The organism is Massilia atriviolacea (assembly GCF_003953935.1).
In the GTDB taxonomy this organism is placed as follows: Bacteria; Pseudomonadota; Gammaproteobacteria; order Burkholderiales; family Burkholderiaceae_D; genus Telluria_A; species Telluria_A atriviolacea.
This window is the reverse complement of record NZ_RXLQ01000022.1, coordinates 1-18,920: the sequence shown is the minus strand read 5'-3', so window position 1 is coordinate 18,920 and position 18,920 is coordinate 1. Positions and strand designations below refer to the sequence as shown.

Below are 18,920 nucleotides of genomic sequence, written 5' to 3'. Positions count from 1 at the left end.
GGTGCTACGGGAAGCTTATTGCGTTTTTGCCGCTTTGGCCAGTGCCTGCACCGCTGCCTGTGGCGTCATGGCCGAGTTCATGAACTTGGCGATCACGTCCTGGATCGCGCCGGCCTTGGCCGAGTCGAGCGCCATGCCGTGGGCCAGGCTCGGCAGCAGGGCATTGCCCTTGTTGCTGGTGGCCATGTCATCCATCGACTTGGTGGCGCAGCTGTCGAACTTGGTGCGGGCGATGTTGGCGCGCGCCGGGATCGAACCCTTGTTCAGGTTGAACACTTCCTGGAATTCCGGGCTCATCACGGCCGACGCCAGGGTCAGCTGGGCTTTCTGCTCTTCCGGATTCTTGACCGTGAACATGGCCAGCGAATCGATGTTGAAGGTGAACGATTTCTCGGTGCCCGGTGCGGCCACGCACAGGAAGTCCTTGCCCGCGACCTTGCCGGCGGCGGTGAATTCGCCCTTGGCCCAGTCGCCCATGAACTGCATGCCGGCCTTGCCGTTGATGACCATGGCGGTGGCCAGGTTCCAGTCGCGGCCGGCGGCATCCTTGTCGATGTAGGTCTTGATTTTCGCCAACGTTTCGAAGGACTTGATCATGGTCGGGCCGGTCAGGCTGGCCTGGTCGAGCTTGACGAGCGACTTGTTGTAGAAGTCGGCGCCGCCGACGCCCAGCACCACCGTTTCGAAGATGGTCGCGTCCTGCCATGGCTGGCCGCCGTGGGCGATCGCCACCAGGCCGGCCTTCTTGATCTTGTCGGCGGCGGCGAAGAATTCGTCGAAGTTGGTCGGGGTCTTGGCGCCGGCCTTGGCCAGCACCGCCGGGTTGATCCACAGCCAGTTGACGCGGTGCACGTTGACCGGTGCGGCGACGTAGTGGCCCTTGTATTTCATCACGTTGGAGATGACCGGGGGCAGCAGGCTGTCCCATTTGCCGGCGGTGGCGGCGCTGTCGATATTGGCCAGCACGCCTTCATTGCCCCATTCCTGGATGGCCGGGCCCTTGATCTGGGCCGAGGTCGGCGGGCTGTTGGCGATCACGCGCGCTTTCAGGGCGGTGGTGGCGTTTTCGCCGGCGCCGCCAGCGACCGCGAAGTCTTTCCAGACGACGCCTTTGGCTTCCATCATTTTCTTCAGTTCGGCGATCGATTTGGCTTCGCCGCCGGAGGTCCAGTAGTGCAGCACTTCGACCTGCGGTGCGGCTTGCGCCGCGCCTGCCAGGGTGACCAGGCCGGCCGCGGCCAGGAAGAATTTGATTTGTTTGAGTTTCATCTGCTTCGTCTCCAACGATTTTTTGGTTTGACTGCGAGTGTGATTGCAAGGATGCGCGGCCTGCGCCGCGCACCCCTGTTACTGGATTGCTGCTGTTACCACCAAGCTTCCAGGTGGATGCCGTACGAGGTGCCGCTGGTCTTGTCGCCATACACCGGGCCGCCATTGTTGAAGGCGTTCACGGCGCCCTTGGCGGCGTCGTTCCATTTGCCGTAGCTGACAAAGGCGCGCAGTTCCGGACGCGCGTAGTAGTCGCGGCCCAGGGTGATGGTCGGGGCGATGGTCAGCTTGGTCAGGCGCTGGGCCGATGGGTTGGCCTTGTCCTTCAGGCGCGTCACGCCCAGTTCGGCTTGCATCTTGAAGTTCTCGGCCAGGGCGTACACGGGGCGCGCGCCGACGGTGGTCCAGGTGGCGCTGCCGTTCTGGTCCGACTTGTCGCGCTGGTACAGGGCCACGAATTCCATGCTGAAGTCGCGCGTCGGCTGGATCACGATGTCGTTGAACACGCGCACGCGGGTCACGTCCGAATCGAGCAGGGTGCTGCCCGACGGGCCGATGCGGGCGCAGCAAGGACCGTTGATGCCGGTGCCGGGGCCGACGCCGTATTGCACGCCGAAGGTGTTGCCGCCGCCGAGGATCTTGGCCTGGCGGTGGAACAGCGAGACCTGGTAGCCGTCGTGGGTCTTGACGTTGTCGAGGTCGTCTTGAGCATGGATCAGGCTGACAGCGATGTCCAGGGTGCCGTTCGAGTTGACCGGCAAGCCTTCGTACACGATGTTCTGGCGCAGCGCGGAATTGGTGCTGCGCAGGGTGCGCACGCCGGTCAGCGGGTCGGTGGAGTAGACATTGTCGTCGTTGTCCTTGAACACGGCGTAGCTGATCTTGCCCGGGCCCATAGGGTAGCCGTCGACGCCGCCGCCGGTGCCGTTCATGTTGATGTACTGCATGTCCAGCATGTGGATGTCGGGACGGTAGTAGTGACGCTTACCGGCCCAGATAATGCCGCCGTTCATGAACGGCAGGTTTTTCGCTTCCACATAGGCTTTCGAGACGGCCAGTTTGGCGTCGCCGAAGTCCGAGCTGTTCTTGTAGGCGTCGACCCAGAAGGTGCCGACGAAGGTGGCGCCGTTGGCGGCCTTGGCCAGGGCGTGGGTGTAGCCGAGTTCGGTGAAGCTGTCGCACTCGTTGCCGAGGCGGTAAGACATGGTGATGCCGCCCAGGCCGTAGCAGCTCTGCGAGCCGCCATTCGTGGCCGAACCGATGCCCGCGCGCAGGTAGCCATGGAATCCCTCGGTCTCATGGTCGCCCGCGATGGCGCCGCCGCTGGCGAAGGCGAGCAGCAAGGCGGTTGCTAAAGTACTTTTTGTAATACGTTTCATTTAGTCTCCTTATTAGTATGTAAAGTAGCGAGGCGAGGTGGCGCTACCTTGGTCAGCACGCTAGTGGCACTGTTTCGTCGACATCCCGGCCACCATAGAGCGTGTTCAAGCGACAACGTGGGCGACAGTAGCATCGTGTCGGCCGCTTGGGCCATTTCTCGCATATCCGTATGAGTAATATTGCAAGTGACTGATTTGTATGAAAAAACTTTATTTGGGGCGGGTGCGGCTGCAATATAACTTTACAATCGGGCGAGGCCGGTAAGCGGCGCTGTCCGCTGTGCCGCAAGGGCGCGGAGACAGGGCAACATCGGCTCGTCCGGCTGCAACAAAACGAAACAATTCGCAAAAGAACTTTGCATAGTGCTGTAGTAAAATTACATTTTACGTGTGGAATTTTCGTTATACACTGTCCCGCAAACAGGAGAGCGTGATAGAGGCGCAAGCGACAAGGAACAAGGTGCCCCGGCAGACGAGCGCCCGCAGGGACGGGCGCGGCAAGCGCCTGGCGGCGCTGTTGGCGCTGGCCCTGCCCTTGCTGGCGGGCGCCGACGCCAAGGCCGGCACCAGGGCCGATTCCCTGCAGGTGCTGCACTGGTGGCAGTCGGCCAGCGAACGGCGCGCGGTCGACCTGCTGGCCGAGCGCCTGGGCCAGCAGCACGTCGAATGGCGCGACACGATGGTGCCGGGCGGCTCCGGCATCGGCGCCGGGATCGTGCTGCGCAGCCGGGTACTGGCCAAGGATGCGCCCGAAGTCGCCCAGCTCAACGGCATCGTGGTGCGCGACTGGGCCCGCCTCGGGCTGCTGGCCGACCTCGACAAGGTCGCCGCGCGCGGCGACTGGGATCGCCAATTGTTGCCCGGCGTTGCGGCCGTGATCCGGCCCGGCCAGCATGTGGTGGCGGCCCCGCTCGGGATCCACCGGATTAATATCCTGTTTCACAACCGCGCCCTGTTCGCCCGCCACGGCCTGGCCGCGCCGCTGACCTGGCCCGAGTTCGAACGCGCCGCCGAGGTCTTGCAGCGCGCCGGCGTCACGCCGCTGGCGCAGAGCAGCGAACCGTGGCAGGTCGCGACCCTGTTCGAAGCGCTGGTGCTGGCCGAAGGCGGGGCCGGGTATTTCCGCCAGCTGTTCCAGCAACGGGAGCCTGCCGCGTTTACCGATCCGCGCCTGGGCCGGGCGCTGGCGCGCCTGCGCGCGCTGAAAAAATGGATGGGCTCGCCCGTGCGCGAGTTGACCTGGGCCGAGGAAGCGCGCAAGCTGGCTGAGGGCAGCGCCGCCATGCTGGTCATGGGCGACTGGGCCAAGGGCGAACTGAACGCGCTGGGCTTGAACAGCGAGCGCGATTTCGGTTGCGGCGCCGTGCCGGGCACCGCTGCCTTTCACCTGTACACCATCGACACGCTGAGCATGCTGGCCGCGCACCCGGCCCAGCGTGCCGCCCAGGAAACCCTGGCGGCGATGGTCATGCAGCCGGCTCTGCAGCGCGATTACAGCAGGGTCAAGGGCTCGGTGCCGGTCCTGCGCGAGCCCGACCTGGGCGCCATGGATGCCTGCGGGCGCGCCTCATGGAAGCTGTTCGCGACCTCGGCGGCGATCCATGCGCCGAGCATGGCGCACCGCATGGCCACCGATGAAACCGCACGCGACGCCATGGTGGCCGAGCTGCACCGCTTTTTTCTTAACGAAAGGGTCAGCGTTGCCGACACCCAGCACCGTCTGGGCGTGATCGGCCGCCGCCCGCAAGACAGGTAACAGACTGACAATGCGAAACATCCTTATCGTCGACGATGACCAGAAGATCAGGACCCTGCTCAAGACGTACCTGGAAAAGAACCAGTATTCGGTGACCCTGGCCCACAACGGCGCGTCCTTTTTTACTGAATTCAACCGCAGCGTGGACACCCTGTCGCTGGTGATCCTCGACGTCATGCTGCCCGACACCGACGGCTTCGCCCTGTGCCAGGCGGTGCGGCGCCGCTCCAACGTGCCGATCATCATGCTCACCGCCAGCTCCGACGAAGCCGACCGCGTGGTCGGGCTCGAACTCGGCGCCGACGACTATATTTCCAAGCCGCACAGTCCGCGTGAGTTGCTGGCTCGCATCAAGGCGATCCACCGCCGCACCGGCATGGAAGCGGCGGCGCCGCCGCGCTACCACCGTTTCGGCGGCTTTACCATCGACGTGGTCGAGCGCAGCGCGGTCGACCATAACGGCACGCCGGTGCCGCTGTCCGGGCTCGATTTCCAGTTGCTCAAGTATTTCATCGACCACGCCGGCGAAATCCTCGACCGCAGCGTGCTGTGCGAAGCCACGCGCGGGCGCGACGCCGGGCCCTTCGACCGCTTTCTCGATGTCCAGATCAGCCGCCTGCGCCTGCGCTTTAACGATTGCGGCAAGCAACCCTGGCTGATCAAGACCGTGCGCGGGGCCGGCTATGTGTTCGCGGCCAGCGTCATGAGCAGCCATGAATAAGCGGCCGCGCGGCTGGGCGCGCTGCCTGCCGCAATCGCTGCTTGGCCGGCTGACCCTGCTGATGGTGGCCGGCGTCATGCTGACCCAGCTGGCCGGCAACTATATCTGGGCCAGCCAGCGCCGCGCCGAGTCGCAGGTCGAGGTCGCCAACGCCGCCCAGCAGCTCGGCCACAGCGCCGCCAGCGCGGTGCGCTTTTTCGTCAGCCTGCCGCCGAATTACCGTCCATTGATCATCCAGCAATTCGGCGAAATGGGCGGCACCCGCTTTTTCGTCAACCTGAACCGCGCGCCGGTGGCGGCCGAGAGCATCGGACCGCAGCCGCTGGCCGACATCGCCCTGGCCAATGTGCAGTCGACCCTGCACGCCGACCTGCCCAACCACCGCAACGTGCGCCTGGCCTTCGTGTGGCCCGAACAGCTGGTGGTCGGCGACGACGGCACGCGCCTGTCGGCCCTGCCCGAAAACCGGGTGCGCCAGATCGTGCTGGCCAAGCCGGCCCCGGTGCTGCTGATGCAGGTCGAAATGGAGCCGGGCCACTGGCTGTATCTCGCCACCCTGATGCCGAGTCCGTATTTCCTCGACAGCGGTAAACTCTTCACGCGCGACCACCTGCTGCTGCACGCGCTGTCGCTGCTGGCGGTGGTGATGCTGTCGATTCCCGTGGTGCGCTGGACCACGCGCCCGCTGGCGGCGCTGTCCGAGGCCGCCACCGCCTTCGGCAACGGCGAGCGCATGCCGGCCCTGCCGGAAACCGGCAGCCGCGAATTCGTCAACACCGCGCGCGCCTTCGGCGCCATGCGCGAGCGCATCGGACGCTACATCGACGACCGCGAACGCCTGTTCGTGTCCATTTCGCACGACCTGCGCACGCCCATCATGCGCCTGAAACTGCGCGCCGAACTGCTCGACGACGACACCCTGCGCGCCGAATTCCACGAAGATATCGACGAACTGGAAATGATGGTCAAGGGCGCGCTGCAATGCGTGAAGGACAGCGACATCCACGAGACCCCGACCGAAATCCGGCTCGACGCCTTTTTGGCGCGCATGGTGCGCGGCGCCCAGCTGGCCGGGCACGAAGTCTCGTTCGACCCGGTCGGGCTGTCGGTGACGGCCAAGCCGCTGGCGCTCAAGCGCGCCATCGGCAACCTGCTGGAAAACGCCCTGCATTACGGCGAACGGGCCCAGATCGCGGTGCGCGCGGTCGGATCGAGCATCCGCATCGCCGTGCGCGACCACGGCCCGGGCGTGCCGGAAGACGCGCTGGCGCAGTTGTTCGAACCGTATGTGCGGCTGGAACACGGGCGCAAGCAGAACAGCAGCGGCATGGGGCTGGGGCTGGGCATCGCGCGCGGCATCGCCCAGGCCCACGGCGGCCAGCTGCTGCTGCAGAACGCCGAGGGCGGCGGCTTCTGCGCCACCCTGGTGCTGCCCAACGGCTCGGCCTCCGGCGCGGCCGGCTGACGCAATTGTTCAACCCTGCGCTTGTCGCTACAATGCCCGCATGACCCTACCTGTCCCCGATAGCGACGCGCTGGCCGCGTCCCACGCCCTGCAACACCGGATCGCCGCCGAGATCGCGCGGCACGACGGCGCCATTTCCTTCACCCGCTTCATGGAACTGGCCCTGTACGCTCCTGATCTGGGCTACTACAGCGGCGGCGCGGCCAAGCTGGGCGCGCCCGGCGACTTCGTCACGGCGCCCGAAATCAGTTCCCTGTTCGGGGCCGCGCTGGCGCGCGTGGTGGCGCCCCTCATGGCGCAGAGCGCGCCGGCGATCCTGGAGTTCGGCGCCGGCACCGGCAAGCTGGCGCGCGACGTGCTCACCGCGCTGGCGGCCGAGGGCGTGCAGGTGGCCAGCTACGCCATCATGGAACTGTCGGGCGAACTGCGCGCGCGCCAGCAGGAAGCGCTCAAGGACTTCCCGCAGGTGCGCTGGCTCGATGATTTTCCGGCCGCGTTCGACGGCGTGGTGCTGGCCAACGAAGTGCTCGACGCCATGCCGGTGGCGCTGGTGCGCAAGGATGCCGGCGGCTGGCGCGAGCTGATGGTGACGGTCGAGCAGGGCGAGTTCGCCCTGGTGCCGCGCGCGCCCGATGCCGCGCTGGCGGCCCACATCGCGCGCCAGGTTCCCGAGGCCGACCTGCTGCCGGACGGTTACCTGACCGAAGTGCATCCGGTCGCCTGCGGCTTCATGGGCTCGCTCGCGCGCATGGTCGGCAAGGGCGCCGCCATCCTGCTCGACTACGGTTTTCCGGCGCACGAATACTATCTGGACCAGCGCATGGGCGGCACCTTGATGTGCCATTACCGCCACCATGCCCATCCGGAGCCGTTCTACCTGCCCGGTTTGCAGGACATTACCGCCCACGTCGACTTCACCGCCATGGCGCTGGCCGCCCAGGATGCCGGGCTCGACGTGCTGGCCTACATGAACCAGGCTTCCTTCCTGCTCGGCGCCGGCATCGGCGAGCTGCTGCTGGAGCGGCACGACCCGTCCGACCTGCTGCGCTACCTGCCGCAGTCGAATGCCCTGCAAAAGCTGGTCTCGCCGGCCGAAATGGGCGAATTGTTCAAGGTGCTGGTGGTGGGGCGCGGCGTGACCCTGCCGGATGCGCTGCTGCGGGCCGACCGCAGCCATCGCCTGTAGAAACTCTGACAACTTGCACTACGGCTACAATACGGACTTCCTGTTACGCCGGGCGAGCTTGCCGGCATGACGACATCGGCTATCATGGACGACTGCCCGCTTCTCCTACCCGACGACAATGGCCAAGATCCACACACATTATGACAACCTGAAGGTCGCGCGCCTGGCGCCGCAGGAAGTCATTCGTGCCGCCTACAAGGCCTTGAGCCAGAAGTACCATCCCGACAAGAACCCCGGCGACGACAAGGCCGCGCGCATCATGGCGATCCTCAACAGCGCCTATGGCACGCTGTCCGATCCGGTGCGGCGCAAGGAGCATGACGAGTGGATCGCGGCCGAGGAATGGGAAATCGAATGGCTCGAAAGCACCCGCGAGGAAGGGCGCGACAAGTCGCGTTCCGAACCGGCATCGGCCTGGGATGCGCCGCCGGTCGAGGTGCTGGCGCCGTACCGGGCGGTGCGCGACCCGCGCTGGTGGTTCGGGCTGATGCTGTGTTTCGGACTCGGCTGCGTGGCCGGCGCGTTTTTCCTGGGGCAGGAGCGGGTGATGCCGGAGGCGCTGGCGTCGGCGCTGGGCACGCAGCGGGCGGCGGCCTCGGCCTCCGCTTCCGCCACGGCGCCGGCGCGCGCCGAGCCGGCGCCCGATGCGCGTGCCGACAGCTGGGCCGTGGCCAAGCCGCACGTGGCCGACGCCGGCGCCCGTCCGCCCGATATCCGTGCGCTGGGGGTGACCGAACTGGTGGTGCCGGCGCGGGTGGCCGACTGCGAGACCGAATTGCATTCCCTGATCGCGCCGAATGGCGAGCCGTGGCCGGTACAGTCGGGCTATGTGGACGGCTTCCCGATCGGCAACCAGGGGCCGGAAACCCAGATCAGCATCGACAACACGCGCAACGGCTCGCCGGTGCTGGTCAAGATTTTCGACCTGGACCGGCGTTCGAACGTGCGCCATGTGTACGTGCTGGCGCGCGAGACCTTCGTGGTCGACCGCCTGGCGGCGGGCAAGTACGAGGTGCGCTACCAGAATGTGGAGGTGGGCGGCAGCCAGGCCGAATGCGTGGGGCGGCGCAAGCAGGCGGCGGCGCGTACTCCGGAGCCGGGTTAAGCCGGATTTTTATCCTGCTCTGTTCGGATCTGCGTGAGCTTTCATGCTGTCACTGGCGTGGGTGTCTGCACTAATGAACCATCATTTGGCGGGCCACCGTCGCGCCGTGTGCTTAATCCGCAAGATCTCGACTTCTGTGGCGGACACGCGGTAGATGATGACATAGTGTTCATGTGCGATGAGTTCATAAGTCCCGCGCTTGTGGCCTGGGCGGCCGAGGCGTGGATAGGTAGCCAGTGGCTGCAATTTTCCCTGGATACGCTCGATCATTTTTTTCGCATGCGCCGGGCTGTCCCTGGCGATGAACTGGCCGATTTTGATCAAATCGTTGATGGCCTGTTTTTTCCAGTGGACCACATGCATGTAGTCTCCTTACGAGAGCTTTAGTGCGGCGCGAATCTGGCGCATTGCCTCGTCATGCGGAACGCTGGGGCTGGTATCGTCCATCGCCTCCTGCACCTCTGCCTTAAGCCATTCGGCGTAGGCGGCAGCAGAATGAGCATCCGGTATCACTGCAGGGCGGTCCGAGCCCTTGGTGTGGGAAATAGTCGCCGGACTTACATTCCCGGCATCCACGTGAAAACGGACGATTCCGATCTCCCTCAGGTAGGCGACGAGTGTATCGAGCTTCGGAAAAATGCGAACCTGCCCGTTGCGATCCTCAGTTAGCGTCTGTTCGGCCATGCCGTGCGTCACTAGTATGCTCCAGCCTTCTGCCTGTGCTACTACGCGCGCATTGCTTACTTCGCCAGACTGCGCCAAGCTGGTAAGTGTCGTGTGGTCGATGACAGATGTTGTCATGATGTGCTCCATATGCGTGACTTCTACCTGACCGATTATCCGCAAATGAGATGCGATTGCAAGCGCCACGCAGGATACTCTGAAATCGGTTCTTCGCTGGCATTCTGGTGGTTTTCGCGAGCGCATATAATGCTGAAGCGGCTTGGTACGAAAGCCTGATTTCCACTCATTGTCATGCTTTTCGAACTTTTTCATAGTGAACGAACTTTCCAAAGCCCGCCAACTGGTCGACCAAGCCTGGCAGCGCCTCGAACATTGGGAGCGCAACATCGCCGCCGCCCAGGCATTGCTGGAGGACGCACGCGCCAGCCGTCCGCACGATCCGCAGGTGCTGACCTGCCTCGGCGCAGTGCTGTGCGACCGCGCGCTGTATCACGAGGCCGAAGCCGTGCTGCGCGATGCGCTGGCGCAGGGATCGCTGGATCGCCATACCACGTTGAATCTGGCTGTCGCCGTGTTCCATACCGGCACCCGCAGGCAGGCGCTGGCGCTGTTCGGCGCTGCCGCGAAGCTGCAGCCTTCCGCCTCCACCTGGGCCGCGTATTTCGATCCGCATGGAACCTGAACCGCGCCGCCTGCTTATTTTCGATCTCGACGAAACGCTGGTGCACGCCAGCGCGTTTCCGCTTGCCCATCCCTGCGACTTCGAAGTGGGACCATACCTGGTCTACCAGCGTCCGTTCGCGCGCGAATTGATCGACTTGGCCGCCGCGCGCTTCGACCTGGCGGTGTGGTCGTCGTCGAGCGCGGCGTATGTGGCGGCGATTGTGGAACGCCTGTTCGCTGGTGTGCCGCTGCGGTTCGCCTGGTCGGTGGAACGCTGCGTGCAGCGCGCAGACGCGCGTAGCAACAGCTATGTCTATATCAAGGATTTGCGCAAGGCGCAGAAGTTCGGCTATACGCTCGAACGCATGACCATCATCGACGACAGTCCGGAAAAGATTTGCAGGCAGCCGCGCTGCCACCTGGCGGTGGCGCCATTCACGGGAGCGCGCGACGATGTGGCACTGCTGGTGCTGGGGCAAATACTGCGGCTTGCCTGATTGGCAAAAAATGGATGTGGTTGCGTAACGTCTACCGAGGTCTTTGAAGATCCCAATATACGTCGAAAGCCGCCTGGAGGCGCAGGCTGCAAAAGTCGCTGACCAGCTTCGAGGAATGATCAACATCGAAGATGCCATGGCTTACATCGAGGAGTATTTCAAGCCTGGACAAAACGTCACTGAACACTTTGCGCGAGTTGCATACAATGACCGTCTGCGAGCTTGAGCGTGAAGGCGACGCCATGCCAGGAGCGTACAGTTGTTAAGAGGTGTAATCCGGGCGCTCTCGTCGGAGGGCTTCATCCCCGACGCGATAAGCTGTAGTAAGCGCACTCCGGAGCGCATAGTCGGTCATACCGTTTGCAGGCGGCCCTCAGGCGCGACAAGGCCGAGCGTAACACCACTGCCGATGCTGCAATTAGTGCGACGCCTCTTTGATCATCGCCGTCAGCTCCTTGTTGCGCTGCTTGGTCATCCCGTACAAACACGATGAGTGGACCAGCGGCTGCATGCTGCCCCCTTCGTACCGGTCCGACTCGTAATTGCATTGCAGGTCGCGGAACTTGATCCAGGCCAGCTGGACAGTCTTGATCTGCGCTTTTTCCTGCGCGTCGACCTTGCCCATCAACTCCTTGTAGTTTTTGTTCAGCAGGGCGTCTTCGCGCCCGGCATCCTTGGCCGAACAGCGGTTCATGTCGTACTGCGTCATCGGATCCTTGCAATCGTCGGCCGCCGCCGCCGGATTGGCCATGGCGATCGCGCTGAGAAAGCCCACGCACAGGGCGCGCACTGGAAATGTCATCATTTTTTTTCAAAATTGGCTAAAAAGAAATCCTATCACGTTCGTTCCCGATCCCGCCTCCGGGCATGCAGGGCAAGCGCAGGGCAAGCGCAGGTTAAGATAGCCGGCTTGTGTCCGCGCGACACCGAATGGAACATGTACATGGAACTCGATACTGCATTACACAACTTTGCCAGCGCCTTCGCGGCGGCACCGGACAACGTCGGGGCCTTTCAGGTACGCGCGCCGCGGCCGGTCGCCGAACCGGTTGCGCTCGGCGCCGTCCTGCGCGATTACTATGCCAGGGTGCTCCTGAGCGATGACGCCATGGTCGCGGGAGCCCTGCAGCTGGACCTCTACACGCTCGAGGTACTGGAGGCCCGCCAGCACGGATGGCGATGGGTACGCGGCAAAGGCGGGGCCCTGACCGAAAGCAGGCACTGGGACAAACACCGGATCGTGATCGGCGAGCGCAATGGCGACGCGATCGCGGTCGACAGCAGCACCCCCGGCGGCGCCGTGTACGGCCACATCGGTTCGTACAGCTGCATGATTGCCGCCGACCTGGCTAGCTTCTTCCAGCTCATGGCCGAGGCGATGGTGGTGGAGGCGCACACCTACGACTACGAGGTCTACGACGACGATGACAATCCGCTGCCGGCCTTCCTCGACCAGCTGCGCGCCATCGCCCGCCGCCTGCTCGGTCCCGATGGCGAAGCAGGCTTCATGACGTTCTTTTTCGACTGAGCGCCTGCGCGTCAGCTCGCCAGCGACTCGATCAGCCCCATGTCGCTTGACGACATCAGCTTGTCGATATCGACCAGGATCAGCATGCGCTCGTCGATGGTGCCCAGCCCGATCAGGTAGTCGGATCCGAAGGCGGTGCCCATTTCCGGCGCCGGCTTGACCTGTTCCGGGCGCAGGGTGGTCACGTCGCTGACGCTGTCGACCACCATGCCCATCACGCGTCCGGATATATTGAGGATGATGACCACGGTGAACTGGTCGTACACCGGCGTGCCCAGATGGAACTTGATGCGCATGTCGACCACCGGAATGATGATCCCGCGCAGGTTGATCACGCCCTTGATGAATTCCGGCGCGTTGGCGATGCGCGTAACCGCTTCGTAACCGCGGATTTCCTGCACCTTGAGGATGTCGATCCCGTACTCTTCCGAGCCCAGTGTGAACGCCAGGAACTCGTGGCCCGCAATATCCTTGCCGGATGGCCCGCCACCGGCTACAGTCGAAGAAGGAACTTGCATAAGTTGTCCTTGTCAAAGCGGCGCCGCGGCGGACGCCTGTGCTTTCCAAGAGTAGCAGATGCGGCGCCAAATGACGAGCGGTGCTGTTGCCATCTCGCAAAATATGAATGCGGTCGTGCTCGACTTGGACGAAACATTGTTTATAATTTGATTGGTAAAAAGCCGATGGTGCCGATGTCACAGTTGCACTGTTTGCTGATAGTTACGGTCGGGCAGGAAGCAGCTGTTTTGATTCGCATCGCGTACGCCGCCCCGCAGGGGGCCTTCATGGAGCCCGTATGACCGACCCCTCAGATGCCCCGGACGCCTCGGACGCCTCGGACGATAACTGGCTGCTCGACGAAGACGACGAGTCCGGCGCCGGCGCGAACGCCGCGCCGATCGACCAGCGCCTGTGGCGCGTGCTGATCGTCGACGACGATGTCGACGTGCACGCGGTCACCCGTCTGGCGCTGCGCAACGTGGCCTTCAAGGGCCGCGAGCTGGAACTGTTTTCCGCCTACAGCGGGGCCGAAGGCTTCCGCATCCTGCGCGACACGCCCGACATCGCCCTGGTCCTGCTGGACGTGGTGATGGAAACCGATGACGCCGGCCTGATCCTGGCGCGCCGCATCCGCGAAGAATTGAACAACCATCTCGTGCGCGTGGTGCTGCGCACCGGCCAGCCGGGCCAGGCGCCCGAGCAGCGCGTGATCATCGAATACGACATCAACGACTACAAGGCCAAGACCGAGCTGACCACGCAAAAGCTGTTCACCACGGTCATCTCGGCCCTGCGCGCCTACGAGAGCCTGATGATGCTCGAACGCAGCCGCATCGGCCTCGGCAAGATCCTGGCCGGCGCCACCAATCTGTACCAGGTCCATTCGCTGCGCGAGTTCGCCTCGGGCGTGCTGAACCAGGTCAGCGCCATCCTCGACGTCGGCGCCGACGGCGTGCTGTGCGTGATGTCGGCCGTGAGCGGGCCGACCGTGGTGGCCGCCACCGGCCACTACAGCGCGCTGGCCGACAGCGAAGCGCTGCCGCCCGACCATCCGCTGATGCCGGCCATCGCCAAGGCTTTCCGCGAAAAGCAGAGCCAGTTCGAGCATCCCGCCAATGTGCTCTACATCCACACCCAGGAAGAGCGCCAGCTGTGCATTTCGGTCACGCCGCCGTGGCCGCTGGCGCCGATCCAGCGCGACTTGCTGGAAGTCTTTTGCCAGCGCATCGCGGCCGCCTTCGACAATCTGTACATGTTCGGCCAGCTGCGCCGCGCCCAGGAAGCGACCGTGGTGGCCCTGGCCGACCTGGCCGAGTTCCGCGACCACGGCACCGGCGGCCATGTGCGCCGGGTGCAGGATTTGTCGAGCCGCATCGCCCAGCGCATGAAGCAGCGCGGGGTGGACGACCCCGGCCTGTCGCCGCAGTTGCTGGAAATGATCGGCCTGGCCAGCATCCTGCACGACGTGGGCAAGGTGTCCACGCCCGACCAGGTGCTGCTGAAACCGGCCGCGCACACGCCCGAGGAGCGGCGCGTGATGCAGACCCATGCCCAGATCGGACGCGCGATCCTGGAACGCGCCGCCAGCATGGTCGACGGGGTCAGCTACCTGACCTACGGCGCCCAGATCGCCGGCGCCCACCACGAGCATTTCGACGGCGCCGGCTATCCCGAGGGCCTGTCCGGGCGCAGCATTCCGCTGGCGGCGCGCATCGTGGCCGTGGTCGACGTGTTCGACGCGCTGCTGCACCGGCGCCCGTACAAGGAGCCGTGGCCGTATCCGGACGTGGTCAGCTACATCGCCGCGCGCAGCGGGACCCAGTTCGATCCCGAGGTGGTGGCCGCCCTGCTGGAGATCATCGAGAGCGGCCCGCCGATGCAGGCCGATGCCGACGATAATTGATCCGCCGCGCCGGTGTCGTATTCCTGCATCGGCGTCGCCGTTCCGCAGGGCGGAATTCAACTATTTCGTTCCTCTGCCGTAATATACTGAGACCAGCGTGCCGACGTAGTCAGCGGACCCATGGACCGCCACAAGCTGATCGGAAAAACAAGAGATGAACGAACTCGAGGGACTGACCGCGTTGATTGTCGAGCCGCATGCGGGCATGCGCGCAAGCATCCACAACATGCTGACCCTGTGCGGCCTGACCAAGATCGACCATGCCGCCAGTTCGAATGCCGCCATCAAGCACCTGGGCCTGAAAGCCTTCGACGTGGTGCTCTGCGAATACGACCTGGACGGCGGCCAGGATGGCCAGCAATTGCTGGAAGACTTGCGCCACCATAAGCTGATGACCCTCTCGACCATGTTCATCATGGTCACCGCCGAAGGCAATTACAGCAAGGTGGTCAGCGCGGCCGAGCTGGCGCCCACCGATTACATCCTCAAGCCCTTTACGGCCGACCTGCTGCTCGAACGCATCGGGCGCGCGCTCGACAAGCGCAATGTGTTCATGCCGGTCTATCAACTGATGGACGCAGGCAACCAGCGCGACGCGATCGAGGCCTGCATCGACGGCATGCGCCTGCACCCGCGCTACGCGGTCGACTTCATGCGCCTGCGCGCCGAGCTGCACATGTTCCTGGGCGAGCCGGAGCTGGCCGAGCCCATCTACCAGCAATTGTTCGACGCCAAGGCCATCGCCTGGGCCCGCCTCGGCCTGGCCAAGACCCTGTTCCTGCGCGAGCGCTTCGAGGAAGCCAGGGAGATCCTGACCTCGCTGGTCGACAGCAACAAGAAATTTGTCGACGCCTACGACTGGCTGGCGCGCACCCACGCGGCCATCGGCGAACTGGAGAAGACGCAGGCGGTGCTGACCGAGGCGGTGGCGGTGTCGCCGCACGCGGTGCGCCGCCTGCGCAAGCTGGGCGAGGTGGCGATGGAGACGGGCGATACCGAGACCGCCGAAAAAGTCCTCAAGCAAGTGGTGAGCAAGGCCAAGTATTCGACCTTCCGCGATCCGGAAGACCACGTCAAGCTGGTGCAGACCCTGGTGAAGAAGGGCGACCCGGTGCAGGCGGCGGCCGTGATCCGCGACCTCGACAAGTCGATGGGCGGGCAAAAGAACACCGCCGTGTGCAGCGCGATTTCCTCGGCCATGGTGCATGAGTACACCGGCAACGATGCGCGCCTGGAAGAGTCGCTCGGCGCCGCGCTGACGGCCTGCCGCCTGAGCAGCGGGCTCTCGCCCGAGGTCAAGATGGAGCTGGCGCGCAACTGTTTGCAAAATAATATGGAACAGGGCGCGGCCGAGGTCATGAGCGAGGTGATGCGCAACGCCGCCAACGGCGCCGTCATGGCCAAGGCGATGGCGGTGTTCGAGCAGGCCGGGCGCACCGACCTGGCGCTGTCGGTGGCGCACGACAGCCGCCAGGCCGTGGTCGACCTGGTGGCGGCCGGCGCGGCCAGGGCCAACCAGGGCGATTACCGCGGCTCGGTCGAGCTGATGCTGGAAGCGGTCGGCAAGCTGCCCGACAATCCGCAAGTGGTGTTCAACGCCGCCGTCGCCGTGCTCAAATGCCTGGAAAACCTCGGCTGGGACGAACTGCTGGCCCAGGATGCGCTGGCGCTGATCGACAATGTGCGCCGGCTCGATCCGGTCAACCCCAAACTGCCGGCCCTGGCCGGCCTGCATCAGCAGATCCTGACCAAATACGATAAAGGTGCGCGCAGGAAATCCGCTGCGAGCGCTTGAGATTGCCCATGCCCAGCGTTTCTCCCCCTCCCGGCTCGTCCGCCGCGTCCGCCGCGTCCGCCGCGTCCGCCTCTCCCGCCTACGCCGACGGCGACACGCGCCGCGTGCGCGCCTCCCTGATCCACAAGGTGTGCGGCGACGAAGACATGTTCGCGCTGGGCGCCTCGGTCGCGCGCGTGGTCGAGATGGCCTCGTCCGACGACGAGGGCACGCACGACCTGGCCTATTACGTGCTGTCGGACGTGGCCCTGACCCAGCGCATCCTGCGCCTGTCCAACACGCCCACCTACCGCACCAAGTCCGGCACCACGGTCACCACGATCTCGCGCGCGATCTCGCTGCTCGGCTTCGACAATGTGCGCACCACGGCGCTGGCGATGCTGCTGGTCGACGCGCTGTCGAACAGCGCCCACGCCACCAGCGTGCGGATTGAGCTCGAAGCGGCCCTGTGCGCCAGCCTGGTGGGGCGGGAAATGGCGCGCCACAGCTTTTACCAGGGCGCGGAGGAAGCCTCGATCGGGGCCTTGTTCAAGAACCTGGGGCCCTTGCTGGTGGCTTCGCACGAGCACGACCGCTACCGCGAGATCAACGCCCTGGTCAAGGGCGGCACCCACAGCGTGGGCCAGGCTTCGCAAATGATCCTGGGATCGAGCTACGACGCCCTGTCGCAGGCGGTGATGGCGGAGTGGAAGATTCCGGATGTCATCGTCCGCTCGCTCAGCCCGCTCCAGGCGGGGGCGCAGAAGGTGGCGGTCAACCGTGGCGAGTGGATGCGCCAGGTGGCGTCGTTCTCGATGGAAGTGTCGCGCCTGCTGGGGCGTTCCGCCAGTCCGGCCGAGAGCAAGGAGTTCCAGGCCTTGCAGCTGCGTTATGGCGTGGCCCTGAACCTGACCGCGACCCAGATGGAGGATTTGTTCGAGACGGTCCAGGGCGAGATGGCGGAGCTGCTGCGCAGCATGAACATGGAGCCGCAGCCGCGCGACGAGGAATCGCTCGACAGCGGCGGACTGCCGAATGTGCTGTTGCTGGCCACCATGGACGCCGGCGAGAGCGGGGAGGGCAAGGTCCATCCGAGCGGCAAGCCGCACAATGCGCGCGAACTGCTGCTGGCCGGGCTGCAGGATGTGACGCAGCTGCGCGCCGCGGGCGACGCCAAGGTCAACGATGTCATCCTGGCGGTGCTGGAGACGGTGTACAGGAGCATGGGCTTTCGCTTCGCCACGGTGTGCCTGAAAGATGCGCGCAGCGGGCAGTACCGGGCGCGGGTGGCCTTCGGCGAGGACCATGCGCGCCTGCAGGCGGGGTTTGCCTTTCCCATGGGCGCGGCGCGCGACCTGTTCCACCTGGCCATGGAAAACGATGCCGACCTGATGATCGCGGACGCCGCCAGTCCCAAGATCCGCGACCTGCTGCCGGCCTGGCACCGCACCCTGCTGCCGGACGCCAAGAGCTTCATCGTGCTGCCGCTGGTGGTGAGCAAGGTGCAGGTGGGCCTGTTCTACGCCGACCGCGCGGTGCCGGCTCCCGAGGGCGTGCCGCCCGACGAAACCTCGCTGATCAAGGCCCTGAAAGGGCAGGTGCTGCTGGCGCTGGCGCCGTAGTGCCCTGGCGCCCGCCGCACCCACTTGGAGCGACGGCTCACCTGGAGGCCGTCGTTCCCGCGCAGGCGGGAACCCAAGATAGCAGAGCCGCCTACGACTACGGAACAAACCTGGATTCCCGCCTGCGCGGGAATGACGGCTCCAGCACCCCTCCAAAAAAAGATTTCACATTTTTTCGCCAAGCCCTTGCACATCCCGATATCTTCCCGTTACAATCACGCCCCGAAGCAAGACGTCAATGACATCGCAGAAAACACCCTGCAAATATAATTGACAGCATGTTGATCTTGCTTCATACTCTGCGGTTCCTCGCGGAGGGGTGGCCGAGTGGTTAAAGGCGACAGACTGTAAATCTGTTCTCTATGAGTACGCTGGTTCGAATCCAGCCCCCTCCACCAAGTTGTTGCAGAAGATGTTGTAGTCGGTGAAGTAGTAACTCGCGGGTGTAGCTCAATGGTAGAGCAGAAGCCTTCCAAGCTTACGACGAGGGTTCGATTCCCTTCACCCGCTCCAGTGCTTCATGCAATGCGCGATCGGTGGCAGCAAGATCGCAAAATCGTAATACCATAATCGCCCTTTTAGCTCAGTGGTAGAGCACTCCCTTGGTAAGGGAGAGGCCACGTGTTCAATCCACGTAAAGGGCACCAGAATTCGGTGCTTCACGGCACTCGCAACATTCGCAGTATTCAATAGTTAGTCAGGCGCGTGCCTGGGCACACTCAAAAATCGTTAGGAGTCTAAAATGGCAAAAGGTAAATTCGAACGGACCAAGCCGCACGTCAACGTCGGTACCATCGGACACGTTGATCACGGCAAGACCACCCTGACGGCAGCGATCGCAACCGTTCTGTCGAAGAAATTCGGCGG

Annotated in this window: 18 protein-coding genes and 3 tRNA genes; 15 read left to right on the top strand and 6 right to left on the bottom strand. The window is 64.3% G+C overall.

What is annotated here, in order from left to right; genetic code table 11:
- Window positions 1–15: 15 nt before the first annotated feature.
- Window positions 16–1,269, bottom strand: a complete 1,254-nt coding sequence (locus EJB06_RS27895; protein ID WP_126077302.1) for an ABC transporter substrate-binding protein — start codon at window positions 1,267–1,269, stop codon at window positions 16–18.
- A gap of 95 nt (window positions 1,270–1,364) precedes the next feature.
- On the bottom strand, window positions 1,365–2,648 hold the full coding sequence (locus tag EJB06_RS27890) for a maltoporin (protein WP_126077301.1): 1,284 nt from the start codon (window positions 2,646–2,648) through the stop codon (window positions 1,365–1,367).
- 460 nt (window positions 2,649–3,108) lie between these two features.
- Here EJB06_RS27890 and EJB06_RS27885 point away from each other — a divergent pair, with 460 nt between their 5' ends.
- The 5 genes from EJB06_RS27885 (at window position 3,109) to EJB06_RS27865 (ending at window position 8,881) form a co-directional block, all read left to right on the top strand.
- Window positions 3,109–4,404 carry an ABC transporter substrate-binding protein gene (locus tag EJB06_RS27885; protein WP_229427326.1) on the top strand — a complete coding sequence of 432 codons (1,296 nt, stop codon included), beginning with the start codon at window positions 3,109–3,111 and terminating at the stop codon, window positions 4,402–4,404.
- Between the two features lie 10 nt (window positions 4,405–4,414).
- A complete protein-coding gene (locus tag EJB06_RS27880; protein ID WP_126077300.1) occupies window positions 4,415–5,125 on the top strand; it encodes a response regulator in 711 nt (236 codons plus the stop codon).
- Complete coding sequence (locus EJB06_RS27875; protein ID WP_126077299.1) at window positions 5,118–6,590, top strand: ATP-binding protein; 1,473 nt, start codon at window positions 5,118–5,120, stop codon at window positions 6,588–6,590. Before EJB06_RS27880 ends, EJB06_RS27875 begins: the two co-directional genes overlap by 8 nt.
- Before the next feature lie 40 nt (window positions 6,591–6,630).
- On the top strand, window positions 6,631–7,776 hold the full coding sequence (locus tag EJB06_RS27870) for a class I SAM-dependent methyltransferase (protein ID WP_126077298.1): 1,146 nt from the start codon (window positions 6,631–6,633) through the stop codon (window positions 7,774–7,776).
- Between the two features lie 118 nt (window positions 7,777–7,894).
- A complete protein-coding gene (locus EJB06_RS27865; protein WP_126077297.1) occupies window positions 7,895–8,881 on the top strand; it encodes a J domain-containing protein in 987 nt (328 codons plus the stop codon).
- Between the two features lie 81 nt (window positions 8,882–8,962).
- Here EJB06_RS27865 and EJB06_RS27860 read toward each other — a convergent pair whose 3' ends face one another.
- Window positions 8,963–9,244, bottom strand: a complete 282-nt coding sequence (locus EJB06_RS27860; RefSeq protein ID WP_126077296.1) for a type II toxin-antitoxin system RelE/ParE family toxin — start codon at window positions 9,242–9,244, stop codon at window positions 8,963–8,965.
- A gap of 9 nt (window positions 9,245–9,253) precedes the next feature.
- Window positions 9,254–9,877: an antitoxin PaaA2 family protein gene (locus tag EJB06_RS27855; RefSeq protein ID WP_126077295.1), complete on the bottom strand. Its 624-nt coding sequence runs from the start codon at window positions 9,875–9,877 to the stop codon at window positions 9,254–9,256.
- A gap of 1 nt (window position 9,878) precedes the next feature.
- On the opposite strand from EJB06_RS27855, the gene EJB06_RS27850 reads away from it, so the two are divergent.
- Complete coding sequence (locus tag EJB06_RS27850) at window positions 9,879–10,247, top strand: hypothetical protein (RefSeq protein WP_198420937.1); 369 nt, start codon at window positions 9,879–9,881, stop codon at window positions 10,245–10,247.
- Window positions 10,237–10,725 (top strand): HAD family hydrolase, encoded by a 489-nt coding sequence (locus tag EJB06_RS27845; RefSeq protein ID WP_126077294.1) that lies wholly within the window; start codon window positions 10,237–10,239, stop codon window positions 10,723–10,725. The genes EJB06_RS27850 and EJB06_RS27845 overlap by 11 nt, the downstream gene beginning before the upstream one ends.
- Before the next feature lie 418 nt (window positions 10,726–11,143).
- On the opposite strand, the gene EJB06_RS27840 is transcribed toward EJB06_RS27845, so the two are convergent.
- Window positions 11,144–11,530, bottom strand: coding sequence for a lysozyme inhibitor LprI family protein (locus tag EJB06_RS27840; protein WP_198420936.1), 387 nt, complete (start codon window positions 11,528–11,530; stop codon window positions 11,144–11,146).
- Window positions 11,531–11,668: 138 nt separating this feature from the next.
- On the opposite strand from EJB06_RS27840, the gene EJB06_RS27835 reads away from it, so the two are divergent.
- Window positions 11,669–12,253 (top strand): hypothetical protein, encoded by a 585-nt coding sequence (locus EJB06_RS27835; RefSeq protein WP_126077293.1) that lies wholly within the window; start codon window positions 11,669–11,671, stop codon window positions 12,251–12,253.
- 11 nt (window positions 12,254–12,264) lie between these two features.
- Here EJB06_RS27835 and EJB06_RS27830 read toward each other — a convergent pair whose 3' ends face one another.
- Complete coding sequence (locus EJB06_RS27830) at window positions 12,265–12,771, bottom strand: chemotaxis protein CheW (RefSeq protein WP_126077292.1); 507 nt, start codon at window positions 12,769–12,771, stop codon at window positions 12,265–12,267.
- Window positions 12,772–13,049: 278 nt separating this feature from the next.
- Between EJB06_RS27830 and EJB06_RS27825 the strand changes: the two genes are divergently transcribed.
- From EJB06_RS27825 to EJB06_RS27795, 7 genes are all read left to right on the top strand, one after another.
- Window positions 13,050–14,657 (top strand): DUF3369 domain-containing protein, encoded by a 1,608-nt coding sequence (locus tag EJB06_RS27825; RefSeq protein ID WP_126077291.1) that lies wholly within the window; start codon window positions 13,050–13,052, stop codon window positions 14,655–14,657.
- A gap of 154 nt (window positions 14,658–14,811) precedes the next feature.
- Complete coding sequence (locus tag EJB06_RS27820; protein WP_126077290.1) at window positions 14,812–16,452, top strand: response regulator; 1,641 nt, start codon at window positions 14,812–14,814, stop codon at window positions 16,450–16,452.
- A gap of 8 nt (window positions 16,453–16,460) precedes the next feature.
- Entirely contained in the window at window positions 16,461–18,053 is a 1,593-nt protein-coding gene (locus tag EJB06_RS27815) for an HDOD domain-containing protein (protein WP_126077289.1), read from the top strand.
- 313 nt (window positions 18,054–18,366) lie between these two features.
- A tRNA-Tyr gene (locus EJB06_RS27810) sits at window positions 18,367–18,451 on the top strand.
- A 41-nt stretch (window positions 18,452–18,492) separates the two neighbouring features.
- Window positions 18,493–18,566: transfer RNA gene (locus tag EJB06_RS27805), tRNA-Gly, on the top strand.
- Window positions 18,567–18,625: 59 nt separating this feature from the next.
- Window positions 18,626–18,700 (top strand) — tRNA-Thr (locus tag EJB06_RS27800).
- Window positions 18,701–18,795: 95 nt separating this feature from the next.
- Window positions 18,796–18,920, top strand: a 125-nt coding sequence (locus EJB06_RS27795) for a GTP-binding protein (protein ID WP_229427325.1), incomplete at its 3' end; no start/stop codon positions are given.

Coding starts and splice junctions, on each gene's coding strand:
- EJB06_RS27895 (WP_126077302.1), bottom strand. CDS start 1,269: ATGAAACTCAAACAAATCAAATTCTTCCTGGCCGCGGCCGGCCTGGTC.
- EJB06_RS27890 (WP_126077301.1), bottom strand. CDS start 2,648: ATGAAACGTATTACAAAAAGTACTTTAGCAACCGCCTTGCTGCTCGCC.
- EJB06_RS27880 (WP_126077300.1), top strand. CDS start 4,415: ATGCGAAACATCCTTATCGTCGACGATGACCAGAAGATCAGGACCCTG.
- EJB06_RS27875 (WP_126077299.1), top strand. CDS start 5,118: ATGAATAAGCGGCCGCGCGGCTGGGCGCGCTGCCTGCCGCAATCGCTG.
- EJB06_RS27870 (WP_126077298.1), top strand. CDS start 6,631: ATGACCCTACCTGTCCCCGATAGCGACGCGCTGGCCGCGTCCCACGCC.
- EJB06_RS27865 (WP_126077297.1), top strand. CDS start 7,895: ATGGCCAAGATCCACACACATTATGACAACCTGAAGGTCGCGCGCCTG.
- EJB06_RS27860 (WP_126077296.1), bottom strand. CDS start 9,244: ATGCATGTGGTCCACTGGAAAAAACAGGCCATCAACGATTTGATCAAA.
- EJB06_RS27855 (WP_126077295.1), bottom strand. CDS start 9,877: ATGAAAAAGTTCGAAAAGCATGACAATGAGTGGAAATCAGGCTTTCGT.
- EJB06_RS27845 (WP_126077294.1), top strand. CDS start 10,237: ATGGAACCTGAACCGCGCCGCCTGCTTATTTTCGATCTCGACGAAACG.
- EJB06_RS27840 (WP_198420936.1), bottom strand. CDS start 11,530: ATGATGACATTTCCAGTGCGCGCCCTGTGCGTGGGCTTTCTCAGCGCG.
- EJB06_RS27835 (WP_126077293.1), top strand. CDS start 11,669: ATGGAACTCGATACTGCATTACACAACTTTGCCAGCGCCTTCGCGGCG.
- EJB06_RS27830 (WP_126077292.1), bottom strand. CDS start 12,771: ATGCAAGTTCCTTCTTCGACTGTAGCCGGTGGCGGGCCATCCGGCAAG.
- EJB06_RS27825 (WP_126077291.1), top strand. CDS start 13,050: ATGACCGACCCCTCAGATGCCCCGGACGCCTCGGACGCCTCGGACGAT.
- EJB06_RS27820 (WP_126077290.1), top strand. CDS start 14,812: ATGAACGAACTCGAGGGACTGACCGCGTTGATTGTCGAGCCGCATGCG.
- EJB06_RS27815 (WP_126077289.1), top strand. CDS start 16,461: ATGCCCAGCGTTTCTCCCCCTCCCGGCTCGTCCGCCGCGTCCGCCGCG.